Below are 20866 nucleotides of genomic sequence, written 5' to 3'. Positions count from 1 at the left end.
TCAGCTCCTCCCTCGCTTCGGTTTGTTGTCGATGGCAACCCGCACGACTCCACCCGCATGCTTGTAGCGAACTCGAATGGTATCCGGTCGGAGGCTGTCGTCGGAGTACTTGAACCCGACGGTGACATCGATCGACTCACCCTGCTCGATGAGCCGACGCCAATGGTTCTCCAACGTCTTGTACTGGCTGAGGTTGACGTCCGACCCGCGCATCGGAAGCAGATTCAAAGTCCCGATCGGACCTCTGAAGATGCGCGCGAAGATGTGACCGGCATGATCTCCGGGCAGCTTGCCGGCCAGCCTTCGTTGTGCGCCGGAGTCTCGCGGGTGATCGAGATCGATCAGGTCGAGCACAGCCCTTGCTCCGATCACTCGGCCCACGCCGTCAGTGTCGTACTCAAACTTGCCGTCGACGCGGATGGTTGAGTCGGCCGGCGGGCTGTTCAGTTGCGGAAGGTGGTCTGGATCTGTCGTCGAGAGTTCGATGACCTGACGCTGGTCTGTAGAGGGGGTGTTCGGCTTTGCTGAGTCTCTTTCGAGTTCGATGCGCACCTGTTGCCGTTCAGCGGGCGGGACCCGCTGAGCCACCCGTACCCCGCTGACCATCTCCTCGGCCCAGGCTCGTGCCCGTTGCGGCGCCAGACTTGCGTAGTGCGCAGCCTCGTCACAGCGTCTGGCCGCCTCATCGAGCTGAACAGCGGCCATCTGTGCGGCCCTGTTGCTGGACATCGAACCGATCAACGCTGCGTTCTCTCGACAGGCTTGAGCTGTGCGCTGCAGAAACGCAACCATCCTGGGCATTTCGTCGAGTACATCGACCAGACCCTGAGCAACACGCTGGAGTTCGGAGGACATCGACGGATGGCATCAGATCTGGTTTGCGTAGCTGCGGCATCCAGCCTCAGCGATCTGTAGTGCTTGGACGGCTTGATCGACCGATTTGCCCGCAGCATCAAGCACCGCAGCGATATCCCGATCGGCACCGGTCGCCGAGCCCGAGATTAACGCCTGAACGTGTTGACTCGTCTGCTCGAACCGAAGCTTGAACGCGGCAAGGCTCCCAGCGCCCTGCCGCGACTGGTCAGCCAAACCATGTAGCTGAAACTTAAGCTGTTCGATCTGTGAAATGTCCGCCTCACTGAGGGTCGACTGCTGAGTTGTGTTGGAACGGCTGGCGCAGTGCAGGCCTTGTCACTACACCGCGCCAGCCGGTCTCGAATTCCCGGCCAGTGGCCCTCTCGAAGGTGTCCTTGATATTGGTGACCGTTGACAGTGCGGCGAGCTGCAGCATGCTAGGAACCACAACCGCGAAGACCTGAAGATTCCGCAGGAGATAGCCCGGCGCGAGTGGCCGGCTGTAGTCCGCTGGACGGTCTAGAACCGGAGTCACCACGGATCCTTCACATGTGGCCACCACCTGGCACCGCCATAGGCTCGTTCGTAACCCGGAGACTCGCGAATCGGCGATGCATCGCCGCCTCGAACCGAGCTGCGTTTGCCTGATCAGCGAAATGCTCGATGATCTTGTGCTTGCCATACCAAACGCAGACGCGGTGGTCGTCCGGTCGTGAGTCAAGAGGAGCAGTCACAGATCGCGCACCTCGCGATTGATGTCGCGAACAAGCTCGACGTACAGCAGACAGGCGACGATGCTCAACAGCCAGAATCCCTGGCTCATGACCCACCTCCCGGTTGTTGTCCATCGCGGTTGTCCGTCGATGCACTGATCAGCCTGCTGTTCCCCCGCTTGCCGCCCAATGGCCGTCTGTGGCACTTCTGTGGCACCTTCGCTGCGAACTGGGGGTGAACCTGCTTTGATTGCAGGGAGGGAGGAATGCTGTGCGCACTGTGAACACTTGGACCGGCCGAGAAGCAAGAGCGCTCAGGCTGGCTCTGCGCTTCAGCGTGCGAGGGTTCGCCGAGCATCTCGGTGTGGGGATCCGAACAGTGTCGAAGTGGGAGTCGAACGGCGGCATGCGGCGCCCTCAGGCTGCGATGCAGGCAGCGCTGGATACCGTCTTAGCGCGCACCACCGCAGAAGAGCAGGCTCGATTCGATGAGCTGACTGCAAACTCGATAATGGTCGGTACGGGGCGGGGCACAGCGAGAGTTTGGAGCAACGACGAGTGGATCGATGATCTGGACCGTGCTCGCCTCAGTGCATCGCAGCAGAACTTCAATCTCGCCTCGATTCTGGCTGCACGATGGCTCGCTCGGACTGACTCCGGCCGGCTCGACGACGAGTCTGTCCATCTTCGGGGACGCACTTTGATGCTCCTTGGCGATGTCGCTCGCGACCAAGGACGTTTATCGGGGCCGGGCTCAGCATTGTCCGCGTACCGTCAGGCTCTCCAGGTATTCGGCGACCTGCGGGCAGAACGCCGTATGGCGCAGGTCGAGCTACTGCTCACCGTGGTACATGAGATGTCGGGACAACTCGAGCGCTCTGCCAAGAGCTATCAAGAGCTCTCAGCTGACCCGCGCCTGAGCGTGCTCGACCAGGTACGGGCACGTCTTTGGATCGGAACCGCTCTGACGAAAGTGCCGGAATCAGCCGGCATCGAGAAGTTGACGGCCGTCGCGGTGATCGAATCGGCGATCTCTGAGTTCGAGGAACTCGACGAGCCGGACGAGTGGAACGTCGGGCATCAGAAGTTGGCTCTCGCACATCTTGCACTCGACAGGTGTGATGACGCGCACCGTCACATTGATATCGCGCAGGCTGCTCAGGGAGCCGGCACGCCCCTCCAGAACGTGAAGCTCGACACCGCACGTGGACACATCCTCGTGTCCGATCGTGAGACACGTTCCGAGGGTTTGGCGACGTTGGAGCGCTGCCGAGACCTGGCCGGCACACATCAGTTGTTTCATCAGGTCGCGAGCATCGACCGAATCATTGGATCGATCGAGGCTCAAGTAAACCCATGAAAGGTGAGTTGATGACTGACGGAGTCTCGGCGAAGGAGATCCATGACGCCCGGACGATCTGGGACTACCACCTCATGCACCACCAGTTGGAACCGGTCAATGTGGGCATCGGACTGGGTAGCCATGATCTTGGAGTCGCGACTTTTGCCGCGAAGTTGTACCACGAGCAACTCTTCCCGGTGATCGTCTTCACCGGTGCCAGCAGCCGCACCACAGCGGCACGATTCCCTCGTGGCGAGGCTGTGCACTACCGCGAACACGCTGTCGAACTCGGCGTGCCTGCCACCGCAATCAGAATCGAGACGCGTGCCACCAACACCGGCGAGAATATAGCCCTGACGCGAGCCCTGCTCGCGGCTACCGGCACATCAGTCAGCTCTGTTCTGCTCATCTCCAAGCCCTACATGGAACGGCGAGCATTCGCCACCTGCCAGAAGGTTTGGCCCGAGGTCCGAGCCATCTGTGCCTCCGAGCCGATCGGTTTCGACGACTACCTCGCGAGTATTGGAGACACCAAACTCGTGCTGGACATGCTGGTTGGCGATCTCCAACGGGTGATGGAGTATCCGGCTCTTGGATTCGCAGTCGATCAGGTCGTCCCAGACGACGTTGAGTCGGCCTACCACCGCTTAATCTCGGCCGGCTATACCAGCCGCCTGATGACCGTATGAATCGATCGCCTGGACAGCTCTGCGCAATCCACCAGCCGAACCTGTTCCCGCGCCTGTCTACGCTGGCGAAGTTGTTCGCCGCAGATATCTGGATCGCACTCGACGACGTCCAATTCGCGCGCCGCGACTACCAGCACCGTGCGCGACTGGGCAGCCGTGATGACCCGAGCGCTCAGCAATGGATGTCTCTACCGGTCGGTGCACCGAACGGCCGCGACAGCCTGATCAGGGACATCCGAGTCTTGGAACGGGACCGATCAGTTCGCCGTATCCTCGGGATGACAAGGCAGCATCACGGCCGGGGTCGGCATTGGCCAGAGATCGAGGCCACCATCGCCCAGGTGACCCAAACGATCACCCAAACCGATTCACTCGCAGAGGCCGCGATCGTATCCACCGCGTGCCTTCTCGAACTACTTCGCTGGCCTGGCGCAGTCGTCCGCAGCAGCGACTTCCGCGTGTCGGCCGACCGCTCAGCGCGCCTCGCTGATCTCACCTGTGCTGTTGGTGCCGCCGAGTACGTGTGTGGAACGGGCGGCGCGCGCTACTTGCAGACGGCCCCGTTCCAAGACCGAGGTATCGAGATCGTCCACTTCTCGGTTCCAACGGATGGGAACCCAGAGGTCTGGAGGGGCGCCACGCGCATCAGCAGCCTCGCCACCTTCGCCAACGCCGGAGCGTCGGCTGTGCGCCACGCGTTCACACATGATGTCGACCTCAGACATCATCTGGGTCCCAAGAACTCGGTCGCTCGTCCGTTACCACCAGAGGTGATCCCAGAGGCTGCGCCCACCGCTCTCTGAATATGCGCTGTGGGCAACATCTACGACGAGTCGGCATCACTTGCTACGCAATCACCCTCCCTAGCTGGGTGGGGCCCAACAGGAGTGCAGACCGTGATCTAGTTGGGCCGTCGCGCCTTTCTTGGCCGAATCTCATCTGCGACTATGCCTCCGCTCGCAGTTTGGAGCCTCCGCTTTGGGCGGTCGACAATGTTTGCGGCCCTGTTCTCGTAATTCTCCAGAGGGTTTGCAGTAGCAGATGTGCAGTTGTTGCACTGTCGATCGGCCTTACCGGTCGCACTCGCAGTCGAAGCAGCAATCAGGCGACGACGGATGCAGCCTGGAAGACCTCTGTCGGCATGGGGTGGGTTAGTTGCCAGGTGATGGCTATGGGGCGGCTGCCGGTGTGTGTGGTGTAGGTAGCTGGGCCCAGGAAGAGGTAAGGGGCAGTGCCTAGGTCTGTGAGTTTGTGCTGCCGGGCGAAGATCAAGATGCTCGTGTCTAGGTCGCGATGGTTGAGGTAGCGCTGACCCGTCGGGGAGTCCACGGACGTGTTGCTCTGCGACTCCCAGTGGAACAGGGTCGGGCTGATTGCGTAGTCGCGGTACATCGTCGTGGGAGAGTAGTCCGCCTCAGATTTGGTGAGGGTGACCAGGAAGGCGTCAACGTTGCGTTCCTGGGCGTAGACGACTCCGGATTGGAACGTGCTCGGGCGCCGCTGAAGGTTGGCATAGTCGAGGGCAGCCAGGATCTCCTCGCGCTGATATTGGGCATGCACGCGCAGCGGCAGGTCGCCGAGCGGGCTGGCAAGCCGGGCGGTGCGGTGGCGAGCGTGGTCCATCGCGAACTCCGTGACCTCGAGCAGTTCGTCCCGGACGGCACGTTCCTGACGAAGTGCGTTGAGACCGTCGGCGTAGGACGAGAACCCCCCACCGTTTGGCCATAGTGAGAAGAACAGCATCCGGGCGTAGGCGCGGTGGGTCGGCGGCAGGTCGTCGTACGTCGGGCCGTCGTCCTGGAGGAGGCGTCGATACGTTTGAAGTCGCTCGGGGTCGTCCACGTGGGCCAGAGCGCGTACACGTCGCAGGAGGCTCGACTCGTGCGCGGCGCCCTGCCGAGTAGGCAGCCCGGCGTCGCGGCGGAGAGCGGTCCAGCTCCGCCCAGTCCGCAGTACGTCGCTGAGGTCGGCGCCCGATTCTTCGAGGAATGTTGGCAGGGTCTGCTCGCCTTGCGCCCTCAGCTCCTTCACCATGTCCTGCCAGCGTCCGGTGACTTGGCCGCGGAGGTTGGAGAGGACCACTTCCTGCGCGACTTTGTCGAGGACGATCTGACACCCGGATGGTAGGAGCGGGAAGCCTTGTTCGACCTGTCGCTCTAGACCTCGGCGGGTATTGCCGGTGAGAGCTCGGAATCGCAAGTCAAAGCGAAACTCTTTGCGTTGGTGTCCGACGAAGTCGAGTGCGGTGAGGACGGGTTTGCCGTCCGCCTGCCGCAGCCCGCGACCCAGCTGCTGGAGGAAGACCGTGGGACTCTCGGTCGGGCGGAGGAAGAGCACGGTGTTGACCTCGGGAAGGTCCAGCCCTTCGTTGAAAAGGTCGGCGGCGAATAGCGCGTTGACGCGGCGGTCCTTCAGGTCACGTAGCGCCTGGTCGCGCTCCGCGCTCAGGGTTAGTCCAGAGACAGACCGTGCCGGGATGCCGGCGTCGTTGAATACCTTGGCCATGTAGTCGGCGTGCGCGATCGAGACGCAGAAGCCGAGCGCTCTCATCGTGTGTACGTCGGAGAGCTTGTCCTGGACTTCACGCAGGACAATGGCTGCGCGGCTGTCGTTGCCGGTGTAGAGCTTCTCGAGCTCCTGTTCGTCGTACCGGCCACGCTTCCATTGCAGATCTGTCAACTGCGTGCCGTCTGCGATGCCGAAGTAATGAAACGGGCAGAGGAGATCGGCTGACAAGGCCTCCCAGAGACGCAGCTCGACCGCTGTTCTCCCGCCGAAGTAGCTCAGCAGGTCGAAGCCGTCGGTACGTTCCGGCGTCGCGGTCAGCCCGAGCAGTTCGCGGGGTTGGAGGTGGTTGAGAAGGCGTCGATAGGTAGGGGCAGCCGCGTGGTGGAACTCATCAACTACAAGGATCTCGAAGGCGTCGGCCGGCATCGTCGTGACGTCGTACGCGTGGAGGGCTTGCACTGATGCGAACACGTGTCGCCAGCGCTCGGGGCGCGTGCCGGAGTGGTACTCCTCCCCGAAGCTGGCATCGGCCAGCACTTCGCGGTACGTGCGGAGTGATTGCTGCAGGATCTCTCGTCGATGGGCGACGAACAGGAGCGACGGCGCAGGCTCACCACGCTGAAGCGCGGCGTCGCGCAGCCGCCGGTAGTCGAGCGCGGCGATGACGGTCTTGCCGGTACCAGTCGCTGCTACGACGAGGTTGCGATGTCTGTCGTGGACTTCACGCTCGACCTCGATCTCCTCGAGCATCTCGGCTTGATACGGCCGCGGCCGTACTTCCAGGCCAGCGAGCGAGACCGTCACACGATCCGACGCCTTGCGATTGCCCGCTTCTGCCAGCGCATCGTCGAGGCGGTCACGGTCGCGCGCCGGATCGTAGGACTCGAAGGTCGAGTCATTCCAATAGGTGTCGAAGGTTGCGCCGAACTTCTTCAGCAGACCCGGCGTGCCGATCCGCGAGAGTCGGACGTTCCACTCGACGCCATCGAGCAGAGCGGCGCGCGAGAGATTCGACGATCCGACGTACGCCGTGTCGAAGTTCGTGTTCCGCCGAAACAACCACGCCTTAGCATGCAGGCGAGTCCGCAGTACGTCGTACTGGATCTTCACCTCGGCGCCGAAGTCGTTGACCAGCCGGTCAAGGGCCGGTCGATCGGTCGCGCCGAGGTAGGTGGTGGTGATGACGCGGAATGGGGCGTCACGAAGGCGCAGACGACGCAGCTCGGGCTCGAGCAGGCGAAGGCCGTACCACTTCACGAACGCGCAGATGAGGTCGACCTCGTCGGAGGTGTCGATCTCGGCACGCAGCTCCGGCCCCAGGGATGGCTCGCCATGGGAGTTGGTGAGCAGGGCCGCGTCGGAGAGCGGAGTACTAGGACGCGCATCGCCGTACGTCGTCATGCCCGGTCGAGCCGGCGGACGTACGGCGTGCAGCTGGCGAACCGCGCCATCAGGCAGCCCGTCGGCGTGCTCCGCCAACCGCAGGAGCAGGTCGTTGACTAGCGCAACGCGCTTCCCCCCATCACGAGTACTGCCAAGCACCCGCAGTACGGCGGCACTCACATGCCGAGCCAGAACCTCAGGCTGATCAGCCTCGTCGACATCATGAAGCACAGCAACCTGCCCGCCCGCCTCCCCAGCCACGATCGCCTCAAGCAGCCCATTAGTGACGAGCGCGTCGTAAATCCCCGACTCCATCCAACAATCACCCCTTCAAGAGGAGCTTGCCAGAAGCCACCGACAGCCATCCGGATTTGAGACCGCCACAACCGTGTCTTGTCGCTTGCCGCTGGAGGCCGGATCGAAGGTGGAGGTCCAGATTGACCTCGTGTATCGCACTGACAAGAATCGTCCCGACTTGATTGCCGTCAGGTACTCGATCGACGGCGTAGTTACGCAACAGACCATTCGAAACGCACCGCGTCCTAGTAGAGGAACCTCACATGTCGATTCCTGATCAAGCGAGCCTGGAGACCATTGGTTTGGCCATGGTGAAGGGGGTGCCTGAGGGATGGGCGAAGGCTGTTCTGACGGTGTCGGCGGTCGCGGCGACCATGGAGACTCAGCTCGCGGTTGAGATGTTGGACGGCTCGGTTGAGGCGGGGCTCAGCATCGATGTCGAGGCGCAGATGGCGTGTGACGATCTGCGTGATGCGATGTACGAAGAGGGCAAGGGGACTTGGTACAACGCAGTGTTCAGCGTGACGCCGGGCGATGGCATCGAGGCGGAGTTCGACTACGACAATCCTCCGTTCGACGGCGGTGGGACGCCAGATCTGCTGGAGGACGATCAGCGTGCGTATCCGCGGGACGCCGTACACCTTCCGAGCTGGCATCCATCCCGCAGCGAGTGACGCTAAGCGCACATTCCTTGTCAGGTCCGGGGTCCGGGGTCGGGGGATCGGGTGGTGCTTGGCCGTCACCGGGGTTCGGGCGGCTCGGTGTCGGTGTCGAGGGTCCAGCCGAACTCTGTGGCGAGGTCGTCGGCGGAGATGTAGTCCTCGGGGCGGTTCGTCGTTAGGCGCCGTTGGGTGAGGTCACGGATGTCTGCGGCCTGCCTGGTGTCCTCGGCTAGTTCCTCGAGGTGCTCCCAGTGGTCGAATGGGACGACTACGGCTTCCGGGCGACCGTCGTCGCCGAAGATCAGGGGCTCGGGCTGACCTGTGCGGAAGCGCTGCAGCATCCGAGGGAGGTTGTACGCCGCCGTTGCGGTATCGATCACGTTGACCTGGTCGCCGTTCGGGTGGTCCTGCGGTGTTTCCGTCGACATCTGAGCTCCTTCGCCGGCTGTCTCCACGCTAGACGAGTCGGGGGCCGTTCCGTGATCGTTGATTGAGGCAACAGTGCTATAGCTCGTGGCCACGTGGGCCATATCTGTCGCCTGGTCTGGTGCGAGGCTCTTCTGCGGTTGGAGTGCGTCTGACGGCGCCGGAGGCCGGCGCGACGTTGGATGCTGCGGCCAGGGCTATGCGGAGGTCTGCTGGGAGGGGCTGGCGGATTGGGGCGGCGGAGCTGGGCGGGTGCCTGTTCGGTGTGGGTGATGGGCGGATGGCTCGTAGACGTGCTCCCGATTGGCGGCCGAGGCGGGATGCGGCCTCTTCAAAAGGGCGGTCGGCGGCTCGGTGGGCGTAGGCGACGACCTGTCGGTAGGGCGGGCCGCCATCTTCGGGCTCGAATTCGCGGTAGATGAGTCGGTGGGATGGGCCGAGTTCGATGTTGTGGCGTGTCTCGGGGACGACCGCGAGTTTGATCTCTGCGCAGTCGCTGAGGTCGTGGCGGTGATAGGAGAGACGCTTGCCGTCGTACTCCTCTTCCAAGCCGTCAGCGAGCGCGCGAAGGCCGATCTGCAGACCGCGGAACTCGCGTGTGCGCAGGCCGCCAGGGCCTTGGGTCTTTGCGGCCTGGCTCAGCGCCGCGAGTTGTTGCATGACTTCCGTCCGCAGCAGCAGGCGGTACTTCGTCATCGCGGCTTGAAGTCGGAGTCATCGATGTCTTCATCGAGATCCCAGCCGATCTGCGCTGCGGCCTCTTCGAGCGGGACCGAGGGCTGTGGATCCGCCAGGCGCCGGCGGACTTCGTCATAGGCGTGATCGAAGCCCTTTTCGTCGGCGGCGAGAGCGTCGAGGCGGCGCCAGAGGTCGAAGGGGATGACTACGGCCTCTGGTTGGCCGGCGTCGCCGAAGATGAGGGGTTCGGGCTCGTCGGCGCGGAAACGTTCGAGCATCTGTGGGAGGAGCCCGGCGGCGGTGGACGTCTTGATGACCCAGACGCGATCCCCATCGGGGAGGAGGTACGGCGTTTCTTCGGAGTCCATCGTTGTCCTTCCAGTGCGTGGAGCATCGTCATCAGGATAGGAGTTCAGCGTTGATGGGGAGCTGAGTTATCCACAGGGTTGAGGGTGTGCCAGAGGGTGTAGGGGATCAGGACGGCTTCGGGTTTGGTGGTGCCGAAGATCAAGGGGTCTTGGTAGCCGAGGCGGAAGCGGGTGAGCATGTGGGGGAGGAGTTCGGCGGCGGTGGTGGGGGTGATCAGGGAGGTGGGTTCGGGGTTGTTGGGAGGCATTGGTGGGCCTTTCGGTGGGGTTTTCAGCAGGATAGGAGTTGGGCATTGTGGGGTGGGGGAGTTATCCACAGGGGGCCTGGGGCAACTGATGGGAGTGGTGGATGGGTGAGCCGCGGTGGGTCGAGGTTCGGGTGGTGGCGGATGCGGGGATGGATGCGAAGCGGTGTGTGAAGGCGGTTCAGCAGCTGCGGAAGGAGTTGGCCGGGGAGGGGCTGCCTACGCAGGATGTGAAGGACGCGGGTGGGCTGGCTCAGGACGATGGGTCTATTGCGATCGCGGTGGCGTTGGTGGGGGCGGGTGGGGCGGTGCCGACGTTGGTCGCCGTACTGCGGGACTGGATCCAGCGGCGGAAGAGTCCGGGGAAGATCGTGGTGACGTTGGGGGACGACTCGATCGAGCTGGAGCGGCCGACGGCCGACGAGCGGGCGGCGTTGCTCGAGGAGTTCCTCGATCGGCCTCGGTAGTCACACGTTTGAACGGCGGCTCGGGCGTTGTCCGGGGGAACCGGCGGGCGTAGCGTCGATGGCGGGACCGGTGAGGATTGCAGGTCCCGGGGGGAGGGGATTGCGGTGGGGCGGTGCAGGATTCGGGGTGGCCTTCGGCTGCCGGTTGTTCGTTGTGGATCCGGGGGGCTGCGGCGGGACTGGCGGGAGCGCCGGCAGGTCTGAGGTCGAGCCCGACGAGGAAGCTCTGCCCGGACGTCCCTCCAGAAGGGTGGAGCCCAAAGGAGCCCGGAGTGCGTGAGCACTCCGGGCTCTCTGCGTTGCGTCGGCAGATGGCTACCGAACGTTGCGGAACCACGGCCTGACCCGCGATCATGAGTCGCGATCCTGGGAGGGTTCTGTGGGGGTTTGGGTGCAGGTGGGGTTGGTGGACGACGATCCGGAATTCGCGGATCGGGGGATTCGGCAGTTGCGGCGGGAGTTGCGCGAGTTCGACACCCGCGACGTACGAACTGTCGCGCCAGAAGGCAGTAAAGGCGACGCCGCCGTCGTCGGCCAGGTTGCGATCGCGTTGGGTGGCGCCGGTGGGATGGTGTCGGTGCTCGTCACGATTCTCAAGGACTGGCTGGTACGGCGGAGCCCGCAGCAGCGCGTGACGTTGACGATCGGCGCGGACTCGATCGAGGTCGACGCGGCGACGACCGAGGAGAAGGAACGGTTGATCGAGGCGTTCCTGCGCAAGCATGAAGCGAGCTGAGTCGTGGGGCGTCGACGGGCGTTGCTGGTGGCGACGTACGAGTACGAGGACACTGCCATGCGGCGGCTGGTCGCGCCGGCGCAGGATGCCGAAGCGCTCGCGCGAGTCCTCGAGGATCCGGATATTGCCGGGTTCGAGGTCGAGGTACTGGTCAACGAGCCGGAGAGTCGGGTCGGCCGAGCGATCGCCCGGTTCTACGCCACCAGCGAGCGTGATGACCTGACACTGTTCTACTTCAGTGGTCACGGTTTGAAAGACGAGAACGGCCGGCTGTATCTCGCGATGAAGGACACCGAGCACGACAGCCCGCGGTTCACGGGCCTGCCGACACAATTCGTGAATGAGGCGGTGGATGAGAGCGCCTCGCGGCAGAAGATCCTGATCCTGGATTGCTGCTACGGCGGTGCATACGCCGTGCAGCAGTTCGCGAAGGCGGACACGGCCGTTCACACGAAGGAGGCGCTTGGCGGCCGGGGGCGTACGGTGCTCACCGCGTCGGACTCCCTCCAGTACGCGTTCGAGGGCAGCACGATCCACGGTGAGGCGCCGCAGTCGGTCTTCACGAGGCATCTGGTGGAAGGTCTGCGCACCGGCGCGGCCGACCTCGATGCGGACGGTGACATCACTGTCGACGAGTTGTACAGCTACGTCTACGAGGCGGTCGTTGCGGAGCAGCCGAACCAGCGGCCGCAGCAGGTCGCGCAGATCGAGGGCCGGACGGTCATCGCATCCAATCCGGGCTGGCAGTTGCCGGAGTACCTGGCGACGACACTCGAGAGCCCGGTGCCGGCGATCCGGCAGACGGCGCTGAATCCACTCGGGCAGTTGCTTCAGGCAAGCAATGAGCATGTTCGGCAGACGGCCAGGGCCAAGCTCGAGGAGCTGACGGACGACGACAGCCGGGCAATTTCCGCCGCTGCGCAGGCGTACCTCGACGGTCCGACGGTGGGGCCGGTGGCAATACCCCGGGTGCGACGACCTGCACCCGCGCCGACCTTCGGTGGTGCTGCGACGGCGACGGTACGGCGTTGGCGGGATCGGGTGCGGCTGCCCACGATCGACTGGCCGGTCTTCCTGTTGACGGTGGCGGCCGCCGGGTTCGCGGTCGTGTCCGCGGTGTTGCAAGCTTCGTGGTACTCGATCGTGGTTGCGGCCGTGCTGACTGTCGCACTGATTGCCCAGTTGAGGCTCCGGGAGGCGGGGACTTCCTTCGTTGCCGGCCTGTCGGTGCCGGGGCTTGTGAGTGCTCTGTTGCTGACGAGTCGGCTGACGAATCTCATCCCGAGCGGGCTTCAGAGCCTTCCGGGTTACCTCGATGCGGCCGCGCATGTCGCTTGGTTGGCGGCGGGTGTTGTGGCCTTCGTCCGGTGGCGTCCTGGGCGGCCGCGTCCTCAGCTCCGGCTTGTGTTGCTGGGTGTGGTCGCGGCGATCCTGGTCCTCGTGATGGTGGTCGATGCCTCTCGGAGTGGACCGCACCTTCTGCAGCCGGATCTCGTCCGTCGCCTGACGCCGGTGGTCCTTGGCATCCTTGGTGCCGAGTTGGCGCTGGCCTGTCCGTTGTTCAACTTGGGACGGCCGTTCTTCGCCGGCTGGGTTCTCGGCGGATTCGTTGTCTGGATTGGGCTCTTCAACCCGGCCGGAGGGCCCACCGCGCGTTCGGTGATCTTGTTCGCGGTGTGGTTCCTGCTCGGCCTCGTCGGTGTCATCAGGCCGGCCGGGACCGGGCTGCCCACACGACGCTGGTTGATGGCGGCAACGGTGGTCGCTCCCGCAGTACTCGGTGGTGTCGCGGTCGCCGTCGTACCGCCGGCTCCGAGATCCCCGATCGCGATCGGCCTGGCGGTCAGCCCGGACAGCCAGTTCCTGTACGCCGCCGACATCGGCAACGCACGCATCCTGAGGCTGAGTACGACGACCCGCAAACAGGTCGGCGACGCGCTCCGAGTCGGGACCCAGCCCAGCCGACTCGCCCTCTCGCCGGACGGGAAGATGCTGTACGTCGCGAACTCCGGCTCCGACACGATCTCGGTCATCGACGTCGCCGCGTGGAAGGTGGTCGGCCAGCCGATCGCCGTTGCACCCGAGCCGACCGAGTTGACGGTGAGCGTTGCCGCCCATCGCGTCTACGCGCTCAGCAAGAAGAGCCAGACGATCACCGAGGTGAACACCGAGACGATGCAGACGGTCGGCGGTCCGTTGGCCAGCGGACCGAACCCGGCGGATATCGCGGTCGACGAGAAGGGCGAGCGGCTGTACGTCGCCGACAGCGTGAACTCCGTCGCGGTGATCGACACGAAGACCCGTCAGCCGACACGTACCCCGATCAAGGTGAATTCCCAGCCGCACGACCTCACGCCGGGACGGGACGGCATGTTGTACGTGATCGGCCAATCGACGTACGCGGTGATCAATACGAACGTCGAGTCGACCCGGCCGGTGCCGCAGGAGTTGCCGGACGGGGCGAGGATCGGGGCTTCGGACGGCAAGCGGCTCTACATCCTCGGCACCGAGGGCACCGACGACGTCGTCCAGATCGTTGATCTGGGCAAGCATCAGGTCGTGGGTTCACTCACCGACGACCTGGGGGCAGCAGTGGAGCTGGCCGTCAGTCCGGACGGCCAGCGGATGTACGTCAGCAACTTCTACCAGGACGGCATCCTCGTACTCGACACCGTCGGACCCAAGGTGATCGGCAAGATCGAGCTGCAAACGTGAGCGGGCCAGCTCGCCCGAGAGCGAGCCGGCCCGGTGAACTCACAGGCTGCGGAAGAACTTGCGCAGGTCGGCGGTGACGTCGTTCGGGCACTCGAGGCTGGCGTAGTGGCCGCCCTTCTCGAAGTTCGACCAGTGCACGATGTTGGTGTTGTCGCGCTCTGCCAGCGGCCGGATGGTCTTGAAGTCGTCCGCGAAGACCACAACGCCTGTCGGTGCGTTGTTGACCTGCGGCTCGACGCCGGAGTTCGCCTCTTCGTAGTGGTACCGGCCGGCCGCAGCCGAGCTGTTGGTGAACCAGTACAGCGAGACTTCGGTCAGGATCTGGTCGCGGCTGACCAGGCTGGTGCCGTTGCCGAAGCTGTTGAAGAGTTCGTTCCAGGCCAGCTGGCCGACGGGCGAGTCGGAGATGCCGACGGCAACGGTCTGCGGGCGGGTCGAGTTGATCGCGTTGTACCCGCCGACCGACTGGAACCACTTCAGGTGCTCGAGCGCCGCGTAGTCCGCCGGCGTGAACTTCTCGAACTCTGCCGGGTCGCCCGACGGGAACGAGAACAGCTGCAGCACGTGCAGCCCGAGGAAACCTTCCGGGTTCAGCAGGCCGAGCTCCCGCGAGATCATCGCGCCGCCGTCGGACCCGTGCGTGCCGTACGACTCGTACCCGAGCCGCCGCATCAGCTTGTCGTACGTCCGCGCCACCCGCGCCATCGTCCAGCCCCGGTCGACCAGCGGCGTACTGAACGCGAAGCCCGGCATCGACGGGACGACCACTGAGAAGGCGTCCTCGGCGGATCCGCCGTACGACTCCGGGTCGGTCAGCGGGCCGATCATGTCGAGGAAGTCGACGAACGAGCCGGGGTAGGTGTGCAGCAGGAGCAGCGGCGTCGCGCCCTCGACCGGGGACGGCACGTGGATGAAGTGGATCGTCTGGCCGTCGATCTCGGTCAGGTAGTGCGGGAACTCGTTCATCCGCGCTTCCTGCTCGCGCCAGTCGAACTTGTTCTGCCAGTGGTCGACCATCTCGCGGAGGTAGTGGTTCGGGGTGCCGAGATCCCAGTCGTCGCCGGGAGCTGGCTCGGGCAGCCGGGTCCGCGCGAGGCGGGCCTGCAGATCGTCCAGGTCGGCCTGGTCGATGTTGACGGTGAAGGACTGGATGCTCTCGTTTGTGCTCATGGGTTTACCGTAGAATCCGTATAGGAACATTAGATTCCTATTTGGGAGATTGCTTTGCTCGAGACTTCGCAGCGCCTTCTCAGCCTGCTCGCCTTGCTGCAGACCAGGCCGGCCTGGACCGGCACGGAGCTGGCCGAGCGGCTCGAGGTGACGACGCGGACGATCCGCAACGACATCGATCGGCTTCGCGAGCTCGGGTACCCGGTCGACGCGACCCGCGGGCCGTCCGGTCACTACCAGCTCGGCGTCGGCGCCAAGCTTCCGCCGCTGCTGCTCGACGACGAGGAGGCGGTCGCCGTCGCGGTCGGGCTGCGGACCGGTGCCGGGGTGATGGGCATGGCGGAGAGCAGTACGCGCGCGCTGACGAAGCTCGAGCAGGTCCTCCCGCACCGCCTCCAGCGCCAGGTCAACGCGATCCACCAAGCGATGGAGAAGGGGCCCGACAACACCGGCTCCAACGTCGCGGATCCCGAGATCGATCCCGCCGTACTCGCGACGATCGCCGCCTGCATCCGCGACGAGCACTACCTCCGCTTCGAGTACGCCGTCGCGCCCGGCAGCCCGGCGCGCGGGGCAGGATCCGGCGTCGTACAGGACCTGCCGATCCTCGTCGAGCCCTATCGCCTGGTGAGCTGGCAGCGCTACTGGTACCTCGTCGCGCGGGATGAGGCCGGGACGTGGCGTACCTACCGCGTCGACTGGATGTCGTTGCGGATGGCAACAGGTCGCCGCTACCAGGCCCGCCCGATGCCGGGCGACGACTACACCGATTTCGTACTGCGCGACGTCGCGTCCACCGGCTGGAAGGTCCACGCCCACATCACCGTCGACGCCCCCGCCCAGGAAGTGCTGTCCCGCATCCACGCCGCCGTCGGCATCGTCGAATCCATCGACGACAACACCTGCGTCCTCGTCACCGGCGCCGACTCCCTCGAGATCGTCGCCGTCTACATCGGCATGCTCGGCCTCGACTTCCACGTCGACGGCCCACCCGAACTCCTCACCCACCTGAAAACCATCGGCAACCGCTACCTCAAGGCAGTCCCCTAACGCGGAGGACTATTTCAGCGACCACTCCTCGAAGAGGATGCCCGTGAGATCGGCCTGGCGTTGCTCCACAATCGTTGGTGTCCAGTGGGACTGCGACAGCACCTGCGAGGTCAACGCGAACGTCGTCACGCCTCGGCGCCCTTGAAAGTACCTGGACTTCTTCTTGTCGAAGTCATAGTTCTGAGCCTCAGAGTTCTTCGACCTGTTCAACAGGACGAGGTTTCCGATCTTATGCGTCCATTTGTCGCGGTCGGCCTGCGGAAAGACCGTGAGCCACTGGCTGTCCTTGCCTGGAGTCTGAGGTAGGACATGCTCCACGGTGATGATCGGGAAGTCGTACGTCACGCCGGAGTGATCGGCCAACGCCTCATCAAGCCGAAGCAGAACGTACTTCCTGATCTTCGTCACCAGATACAGATCTCCGGACAGCCTCGCCCGAGTGTCGTCGATCTCGTCCGGACTGAGGTCGAACGCCTTCGCGTCGAGTCCGTCGCCGTCGTCCAGTTGGCGCAGGAGGTCGATGTACCGCGCCAGTCGTGGTGTCACATACACCCGGCGAATGAACATGCTAGCGGCGAGCCGTTCGAGCTTCTGCAAGAACGTTTCGATCCACGCCGGATCGCCGCGATGTTTGTGTAGCGCCCAGAGTGCAGGCGCCTGCCAGTCGCTGGTGTCGAGTTGAGCGAGGCGCTTGAACCATGTGTTGATGTCGTCTTGCTTGTAGTCGGCTTTGAAGGTGGCCGTTGTGATCTCTTCGTACGCGCGGGCGTAGGGCGAGATAACGTCGTCGACGAACTCCCTGGCACGCTGAGGCAGATACTCGCTGAGCACTTGGTCCGGGAACTCTCGCAGCAGATTCTGTTCGGACCGGCGCTTGGTCTTGATCAGTCTGATGTGCAAGAACAGGTCGGCGAATGCATCACGCCCGAGCGTTTGCTCTGCGTCGTTCCACTTCTCGGTGTAGTCGTTCTCGGCGCTGTCGGGGATCTCGCCGATCACCTTGGACTTGAAGATGTCCGCTGGGCTGAGGTCGAGGCCGCGCGAATTCATCACGCTGAAAATTCGATGCGCGGAGTCCAGATCCGGAGTGTTGACAACTACAAGGAAGGTCCGGGCATTGAGCAACGTGGCAAGGGCGGATCGTCGTTCCGCAGTCCATCCAGCCAGTTCTGCGGACAAGGCCTTGGTGTTGTCACGGACGCACTTCTGCGCATCGGTATCGAGTTGGCTGTCGCTGAGATTGACGACATCCGCAGTTCCGCCCATCTGCTGGATGTACCGAGCGAAGAAGTCCTTGTCGCGCGGTCGGAGTGTGAGCCGAGGTTTGGCCTCGCGATTCATCAGCTGCTGTCCTGGCTCGACGATCGTGTTCTGGATCTCGGCGGCGAGTCCGTGATCAGGCGAGAGATCTCGAAGTACTGCGAGCAGGATGGTCAAGGTGGTCAGTCGTTGCTGCCCGTCAATGACGGATGCGGGCGGACTGTTGTGTTCCTTGACAAGCACAATAGATCCGAGGAAATACGGCTCATCTGCATTCTGATCCAATGCGTGTGCCAGATCGTCGAGCAGTTGCATCGCTTCGTCGGTGCCCCAGGCGTACGGGCGTTGATAGTTCGGAATGGAGAAGTCGAAGTCGCTGGAGAAGATTTTGTGCAAGGAAACTTCTGAAGCCTCGAGTTGCTTCATCGGCCTGTGTCCCCCCTCGAGCTCTGGACAGGCTGTCAAGCTCGGGAGTCTTGCACAGCATCTCCCACAGTTCTAGATCTGCTCGCGATCCTTACCCCTCATTGGTCCCCAGGCCGGCGTTGCGGGCCTGGATGATCGCGGTGGCGCGGTCGGCTATGCCTAGTTTGGTGAAGATGGTGGAGACGTTGTTGGCGACGGTTTTGGAGGCGAGGTCGAGGCGGTCGGCGATGGCGGGGTTGGAGAGGCCGGCGGCGATCAGGTCGAGGATCTGGCGTTCGCGGGTGGTGAGTTCGGGGAACGGGTCGGCGGCGGGTGGTGGGGCGGAGAAGAAGGTGAGGACGCGGCGGGCGACGCCGGGGCCGAAGATGGCTTCGCCGGCGGCGACGGCGCGGATGGCTCGGGCGATCTCTTCTTGTTCCGCGCCTTTGACCAGGTAGCCGCGGGCGCCGGCGCGCATCGCGGCGAAGACCGAGTCGTCGTCCTCGAACATGGTGAGGACCAGTACTGCGGTGTCGGGGGCTGAGCGGGCTAGCTCGCGGGTCGCGGCGAAGCCGTCCAGGTCGGGCATCTGGAGGTCTAGTACGGCGACGTCGGGGCGGCTGGTGATGACCTCGCGGACTGCTTCGCGGCCGGTCGAGGCCACGCCGACCACTTCGATGCCAGGGAGAGAGGTGAGGAGTGCTGCGAGGCCGGCTCGGACGACGGGGTGGTCGTCGGCCAGGACCACGCGGATGGTCATCGGGGCTCCAGCGTGGCGAGGGGGAAGCGGGCGCAGACTCGGCCGCCGCCGGGTGTGGGGCCGGCTTCGAATTTGCCGCCGAGTTCGGCGGCGCGTTCGCGCATTGCCTGCAGGCCGACGCCGGGATGCCAGGCGCCGTTCGGTGGGCCGTCGTCGGTGACCTCGATCTCCAGGTCGCTGCCGCAGCGCAGGGCGAGTACTGCGGAGGTTGCACGGGAGTGGCGTACGACGTTCGTGAGCGCCTCGGTGGCGATGCGGTACGCCGCGACTTCCAGCGCGGCGGGCAACGTCGGCAAGCCGTTGGCGGAGACGGCGACTTTGATGGTGGCGCCGTCGGCGCGGAACGACAGCTGGTCGGCCCGTTGCCGCAATGCTCCGACGAGGCCGAGTTCATCCAACGCGGGAGGTCGCAGATCGTCGACGAGCCGACGGATGTCGCCGATCGCGGTCCGCGTGTCCGCCCGCAACCTCGCCAGAAGCTCGACAGCCTGCGAGGCGCCGGATGCGGCGCAGCGGGAGGTGTCGGAGGCGGGAGCGCGCGAGGTGCTGGAGCCGGGGGTGGGCGAGGGGTCGGAGGTCGGGGCGCGCGAGGTGTCGGCGGCGGGATCCTGCGAGGCGGCGGGGGTGGGCGGCTGGGTGGTGGGGGTGATTAGGTTGGCGACGGCGTCGGCGGAGAAGGCTATGCCGGTGAGGGTTGGGCCTAGGCCGTCGTGGAGGTCGCGGCGGATGCGGCGGCGTTCCTCTTCGCGGGATGAGATGAGTTTCTCGCGTGACGATTGGAGTTCGGCAGACAAGCGGGTTGCGTGCACAGCAACAGCGAGGGGTACGGCGACCAGCGCGAGGACGTTGCGGTCTGCCGAGGACAAGCTGGACTCGCCCGAGCGGACGCCGACGTCGAGCGACCCGACCACCTCCCCGCCGTACGAAAGCTCGACCGCCACAACATCACCCGGTCTGCCGTCCATCGCGATCACGTCGCCGTCGACCGTCAACGCGGCGTACGGCAGACGCAGCGCAGACCGGATCGCGGCGACAACGCCGGGAAGCCCCGCCGACAGCTGCTCGCCGACCCGCGATGCCACCCGCGCCGGATCGTGCCGATCGCCGTACAGCGCCCGATCGACGAGCTGCTGCAACCGGGGCAGAACCGGCGCGATGATCAACGCGACCAAGACCGTGACCGCCGCAGACCGTCCGACCTGCGAGGCGATCAGCGAGTCGAGCAGCGCCGCCAGCACCGCATAGATGCCAACGGCAACCAGCGACAGCAACCCCCAGGTCAGCGCCCGAGAGATCACCAACCGGATATCGAGCAACTGGTAGCGAACGATCGCCACCGCCACCGCGATCGGTATCAGCGGAATCGCCAGCAACACAAGGATCGGCGTACCGGCAACGAAGGCCCACGGTGTGACGAACAGGATCGCGATCACCGATGCCAGCAGCAACCACAGGAGTTGCCGTCGGCCCGTTTCGTCGGCGCGCCGATACCGGATCATCAGGCAAACAACCGCCAGCAGGATCGCGGCGAGGTTGCGAAGCTCGGCCACCGTCCACAGCGGTTGCAGCGAGTCGTACGACGGAATCGCCAGGTAACCACGCGGAAGATCAGGCGAGATCGGATCACCACTGCCGACCATCTCCACGACGAAGAGCGGCGCGGTGACGATGATCCCGAGCGCCGCCCAACGCCACCGCGGCGACAACAGACGCCCGGTCGGGAACAGCAACAACGCCAACGGCAGGAAGAGCCCGATCGACCACGGCCACGCGGCGATCGAGATCGTGACGAACACACGCTGAGCGGCAACAGAGGCGCCAGTGTCAGCGAGGTACTGCGCAAGCGCGCCGGCCAGCGGCGTCGTCGCGTGACCGATCCCGTCCGCGAGGAACAGCCAGCCGATCGGGTTCGACGGCCGGTGCCAGGCGATCACGGCGCCGCACAGACCGAACGTCAGCGCCATCAGACCGTTGGTCACCATGAACGAGTCGACCAGCTCGTGCCAGCCCCAGCCGATCGCCAGCAGATAGCCGACGGCGACCGCGACCTCCGCGACGACGAAGCCCGCGAGCAGGCCGACAAGGCCCCGTCGGCTCGTCGCGGTGGTGGTCATACCCGAAGTGTGCGCCAAAAGGG

At 64.6% G+C, this 20866-nt stretch carries 17 protein-coding genes; 8 read left to right on the top strand and 9 right to left on the bottom strand.

The genetic code is table 11. The features are described 5' to 3' along the window. Positions 1-855 (bottom strand): DNA/RNA non-specific endonuclease, encoded by an 855-nt coding sequence (locus FDA38_RS31755; protein ID WP_137257770.1) that lies wholly within the window; start codon positions 853-855, stop codon positions 1-3. A 984-nt stretch (positions 856-1839) separates the two neighbouring features. Between FDA38_RS31755 and FDA38_RS31740 the strand changes: the two genes are divergently transcribed. From FDA38_RS31740 to FDA38_RS31730, 3 genes are read left to right on the top strand one after another with little or no spacing between them, the layout of a single operon-like run. Then, on the top strand, positions 1840-2928 hold the full coding sequence (locus FDA38_RS31740) for a helix-turn-helix domain-containing protein (RefSeq protein WP_137257768.1): 1089 nt from the start codon (positions 1840-1842) through the stop codon (positions 2926-2928). A gap of 11 nt (positions 2929-2939) precedes the next feature. Further along, entirely contained in the window at positions 2940-3599 is a 660-nt protein-coding gene (locus FDA38_RS31735) for a YdcF family protein (protein ID WP_137257767.1), read from the top strand. Further along, on the top strand, positions 3596-4402 hold the full coding sequence (locus FDA38_RS31730; protein ID WP_137257766.1) for a WbqC family protein: 807 nt from the start codon (positions 3596-3598) through the stop codon (positions 4400-4402). Before FDA38_RS31735 ends, FDA38_RS31730 begins: the two co-directional genes overlap by 4 nt. Before the next feature lie 298 nt (positions 4403-4700). Here FDA38_RS31730 and FDA38_RS31725 read toward each other — a convergent pair whose 3' ends face one another. Next, positions 4701-7805, bottom strand: a complete 3105-nt coding sequence (locus tag FDA38_RS31725; protein ID WP_137257765.1) for a DUF3427 domain-containing protein — start codon at positions 7803-7805, stop codon at positions 4701-4703. Positions 7806-8050: 245 nt separating this feature from the next. Here FDA38_RS31725 and FDA38_RS31720 point away from each other — a divergent pair, with 245 nt between their 5' ends. Beyond that, positions 8051-8461 carry a hypothetical protein gene (locus FDA38_RS31720; protein ID WP_137257764.1) on the top strand — a complete coding sequence of 137 codons (411 nt, stop codon included), beginning with the start codon at positions 8051-8053 and terminating at the stop codon, positions 8459-8461. Positions 8462-8526: 65 nt separating this feature from the next. Here FDA38_RS31720 and FDA38_RS31715 read toward each other — a convergent pair whose 3' ends face one another. The 3 genes from FDA38_RS31715 to FDA38_RS31705 all read right to left on the bottom strand — a co-directional run bounded on the left by FDA38_RS31715 (position 8527) and on the right by FDA38_RS31705 (position 10169). After that, entirely contained in the window at positions 8527-8877 is a 351-nt protein-coding gene (locus FDA38_RS31715; RefSeq protein WP_137257763.1) for a hypothetical protein, read from the bottom strand. Between the two features lie 690 nt (positions 8878-9567). Further along, positions 9568-9921: a hypothetical protein gene (locus FDA38_RS31710; RefSeq protein ID WP_137257762.1), complete on the bottom strand. Its 354-nt coding sequence runs from the start codon at positions 9919-9921 to the stop codon at positions 9568-9570. A 44-nt stretch (positions 9922-9965) separates the two neighbouring features. Beyond that, positions 9966-10169, bottom strand: a complete 204-nt coding sequence (locus FDA38_RS31705; protein WP_137257761.1) for a hypothetical protein — start codon at positions 10167-10169, stop codon at positions 9966-9968. A 101-nt stretch (positions 10170-10270) separates the two neighbouring features. On the opposite strand from FDA38_RS31705, the gene FDA38_RS31700 reads away from it, so the two are divergent. The 3 genes from FDA38_RS31700 (at position 10271) to FDA38_RS31690 (ending at position 14084) form a co-directional block, all read left to right on the top strand. Next, entirely contained in the window at positions 10271-10633 is a 363-nt protein-coding gene (locus FDA38_RS31700) for an effector-associated constant component EACC1 (protein ID WP_137257760.1), read from the top strand. 379 nt (positions 10634-11012) lie between these two features. Continuing rightward, a complete protein-coding gene (locus FDA38_RS31695; protein WP_137257759.1) occupies positions 11013-11369 on the top strand; it encodes an effector-associated constant component EACC1 in 357 nt (118 codons plus the stop codon). Between the two features lie 3 nt (positions 11370-11372). Continuing rightward, positions 11373-14084 carry a caspase, EACC1-associated type gene (locus FDA38_RS31690; protein ID WP_137257758.1) on the top strand — a complete coding sequence of 904 codons (2712 nt, stop codon included), beginning with the start codon at positions 11373-11375 and terminating at the stop codon, positions 14082-14084. A gap of 39 nt (positions 14085-14123) precedes the next feature. On the opposite strand, the gene FDA38_RS31685 is transcribed toward FDA38_RS31690, so the two are convergent. After that, positions 14124-15254: an epoxide hydrolase family protein gene (locus FDA38_RS31685; RefSeq protein WP_137257757.1), complete on the bottom strand. Its 1131-nt coding sequence runs from the start codon at positions 15252-15254 to the stop codon at positions 14124-14126. A gap of 54 nt (positions 15255-15308) precedes the next feature. Between FDA38_RS31685 and FDA38_RS31680 the strand changes: the two genes are divergently transcribed. Then, complete coding sequence (locus FDA38_RS31680; RefSeq protein ID WP_137257756.1) at positions 15309-16304, top strand: helix-turn-helix transcriptional regulator; 996 nt, start codon at positions 15309-15311, stop codon at positions 16302-16304. A 9-nt stretch (positions 16305-16313) separates the two neighbouring features. On the opposite strand, the gene FDA38_RS31675 is transcribed toward FDA38_RS31680, so the two are convergent. The 3 genes from FDA38_RS31675 to FDA38_RS31665 form a co-directional block, all read right to left on the bottom strand. After that, a complete protein-coding gene (locus tag FDA38_RS31675; protein ID WP_137257755.1) occupies positions 16314-17990 on the bottom strand; it encodes a DUF262 domain-containing protein in 1677 nt (558 codons plus the stop codon). Positions 17991-18081: 91 nt separating this feature from the next. Next, positions 18082-18729, bottom strand: coding sequence for a response regulator transcription factor (locus tag FDA38_RS31670; protein WP_137257754.1), 648 nt, complete (start codon positions 18727-18729; stop codon positions 18082-18084). After that, on the bottom strand, positions 18726-20843 hold the full coding sequence (locus tag FDA38_RS31665) for a sensor histidine kinase (RefSeq protein ID WP_202877915.1): 2118 nt from the start codon (positions 20841-20843) through the stop codon (positions 18726-18728). Before FDA38_RS31665 ends, FDA38_RS31670 begins: the two co-directional genes overlap by 4 nt. Between the last annotated feature and the right edge of the window lie 23 nt (positions 20844-20866).

It is taken from the genome of Kribbella jiaozuonensis, assembly GCF_005233875.1.
In the GTDB taxonomy this organism is placed as follows: Bacteria; Actinomycetota; Actinomycetes; order Propionibacteriales; family Kribbellaceae; genus Kribbella; species Kribbella jiaozuonensis.
Note: the sequence above shows the minus strand (reverse complement) of the source record. Positions and strands in the feature narration are given on the sequence as shown.

What these genes read in the sequence shown, in the direction of transcription:
- FDA38_RS31700 (WP_137257760.1), top strand. Translation starts at nt 10,271, where the DNA reads ATGGGTGAGCCGCGGTGGGTCGAGGTTCGGGTGGTGGCGGATGCGGGG.
- FDA38_RS31665 (WP_202877915.1), bottom strand. Translation starts at nt 20,843, where the DNA reads ATGACCACCACCGCGACGAGCCGACGGGGCCTTGTCGGCCTGCTCGCG.
- FDA38_RS31735 (WP_137257767.1), top strand. Translation starts at nt 2,940, where the DNA reads ATGACTGACGGAGTCTCGGCGAAGGAGATCCATGACGCCCGGACGATC.
- FDA38_RS31715 (WP_137257763.1), bottom strand. Translation starts at nt 8,877, where the DNA reads ATGTCGACGGAAACACCGCAGGACCACCCGAACGGCGACCAGGTCAAC.
- FDA38_RS31710 (WP_137257762.1), bottom strand. Translation starts at nt 9,921, where the DNA reads ATGGACTCCGAAGAAACGCCGTACCTCCTCCCCGATGGGGATCGCGTC.
- FDA38_RS31670 (WP_137257754.1), bottom strand. Translation starts at nt 18,729, where the DNA reads ATGACCATCCGCGTGGTCCTGGCCGACGACCACCCCGTCGTCCGAGCC.
- FDA38_RS31675 (WP_137257755.1), bottom strand. Translation starts at nt 17,990, where the DNA reads ATGAAGCAACTCGAGGCTTCAGAAGTTTCCTTGCACAAAATCTTCTCC.
- FDA38_RS31720 (WP_137257764.1), top strand. Translation starts at nt 8,051, where the DNA reads ATGTCGATTCCTGATCAAGCGAGCCTGGAGACCATTGGTTTGGCCATG.
- FDA38_RS31725 (WP_137257765.1), bottom strand. Translation starts at nt 7,805, where the DNA reads ATGGAGTCGGGGATTTACGACGCGCTCGTCACTAATGGGCTGCTTGAG.
- FDA38_RS31730 (WP_137257766.1), top strand. Translation starts at nt 3,596, where the DNA reads ATGAATCGATCGCCTGGACAGCTCTGCGCAATCCACCAGCCGAACCTG.
- FDA38_RS31705 (WP_137257761.1), bottom strand. Translation starts at nt 10,169, where the DNA reads ATGCCTCCCAACAACCCCGAACCCACCTCCCTGATCACCCCCACCACC.
- FDA38_RS31755 (WP_137257770.1), bottom strand. Translation starts at nt 855, where the DNA reads ATGTCCTCCGAACTCCAGCGTGTTGCTCAGGGTCTGGTCGATGTACTC.
- FDA38_RS31685 (WP_137257757.1), bottom strand. Translation starts at nt 15,254, where the DNA reads ATGAGCACAAACGAGAGCATCCAGTCCTTCACCGTCAACATCGACCAG.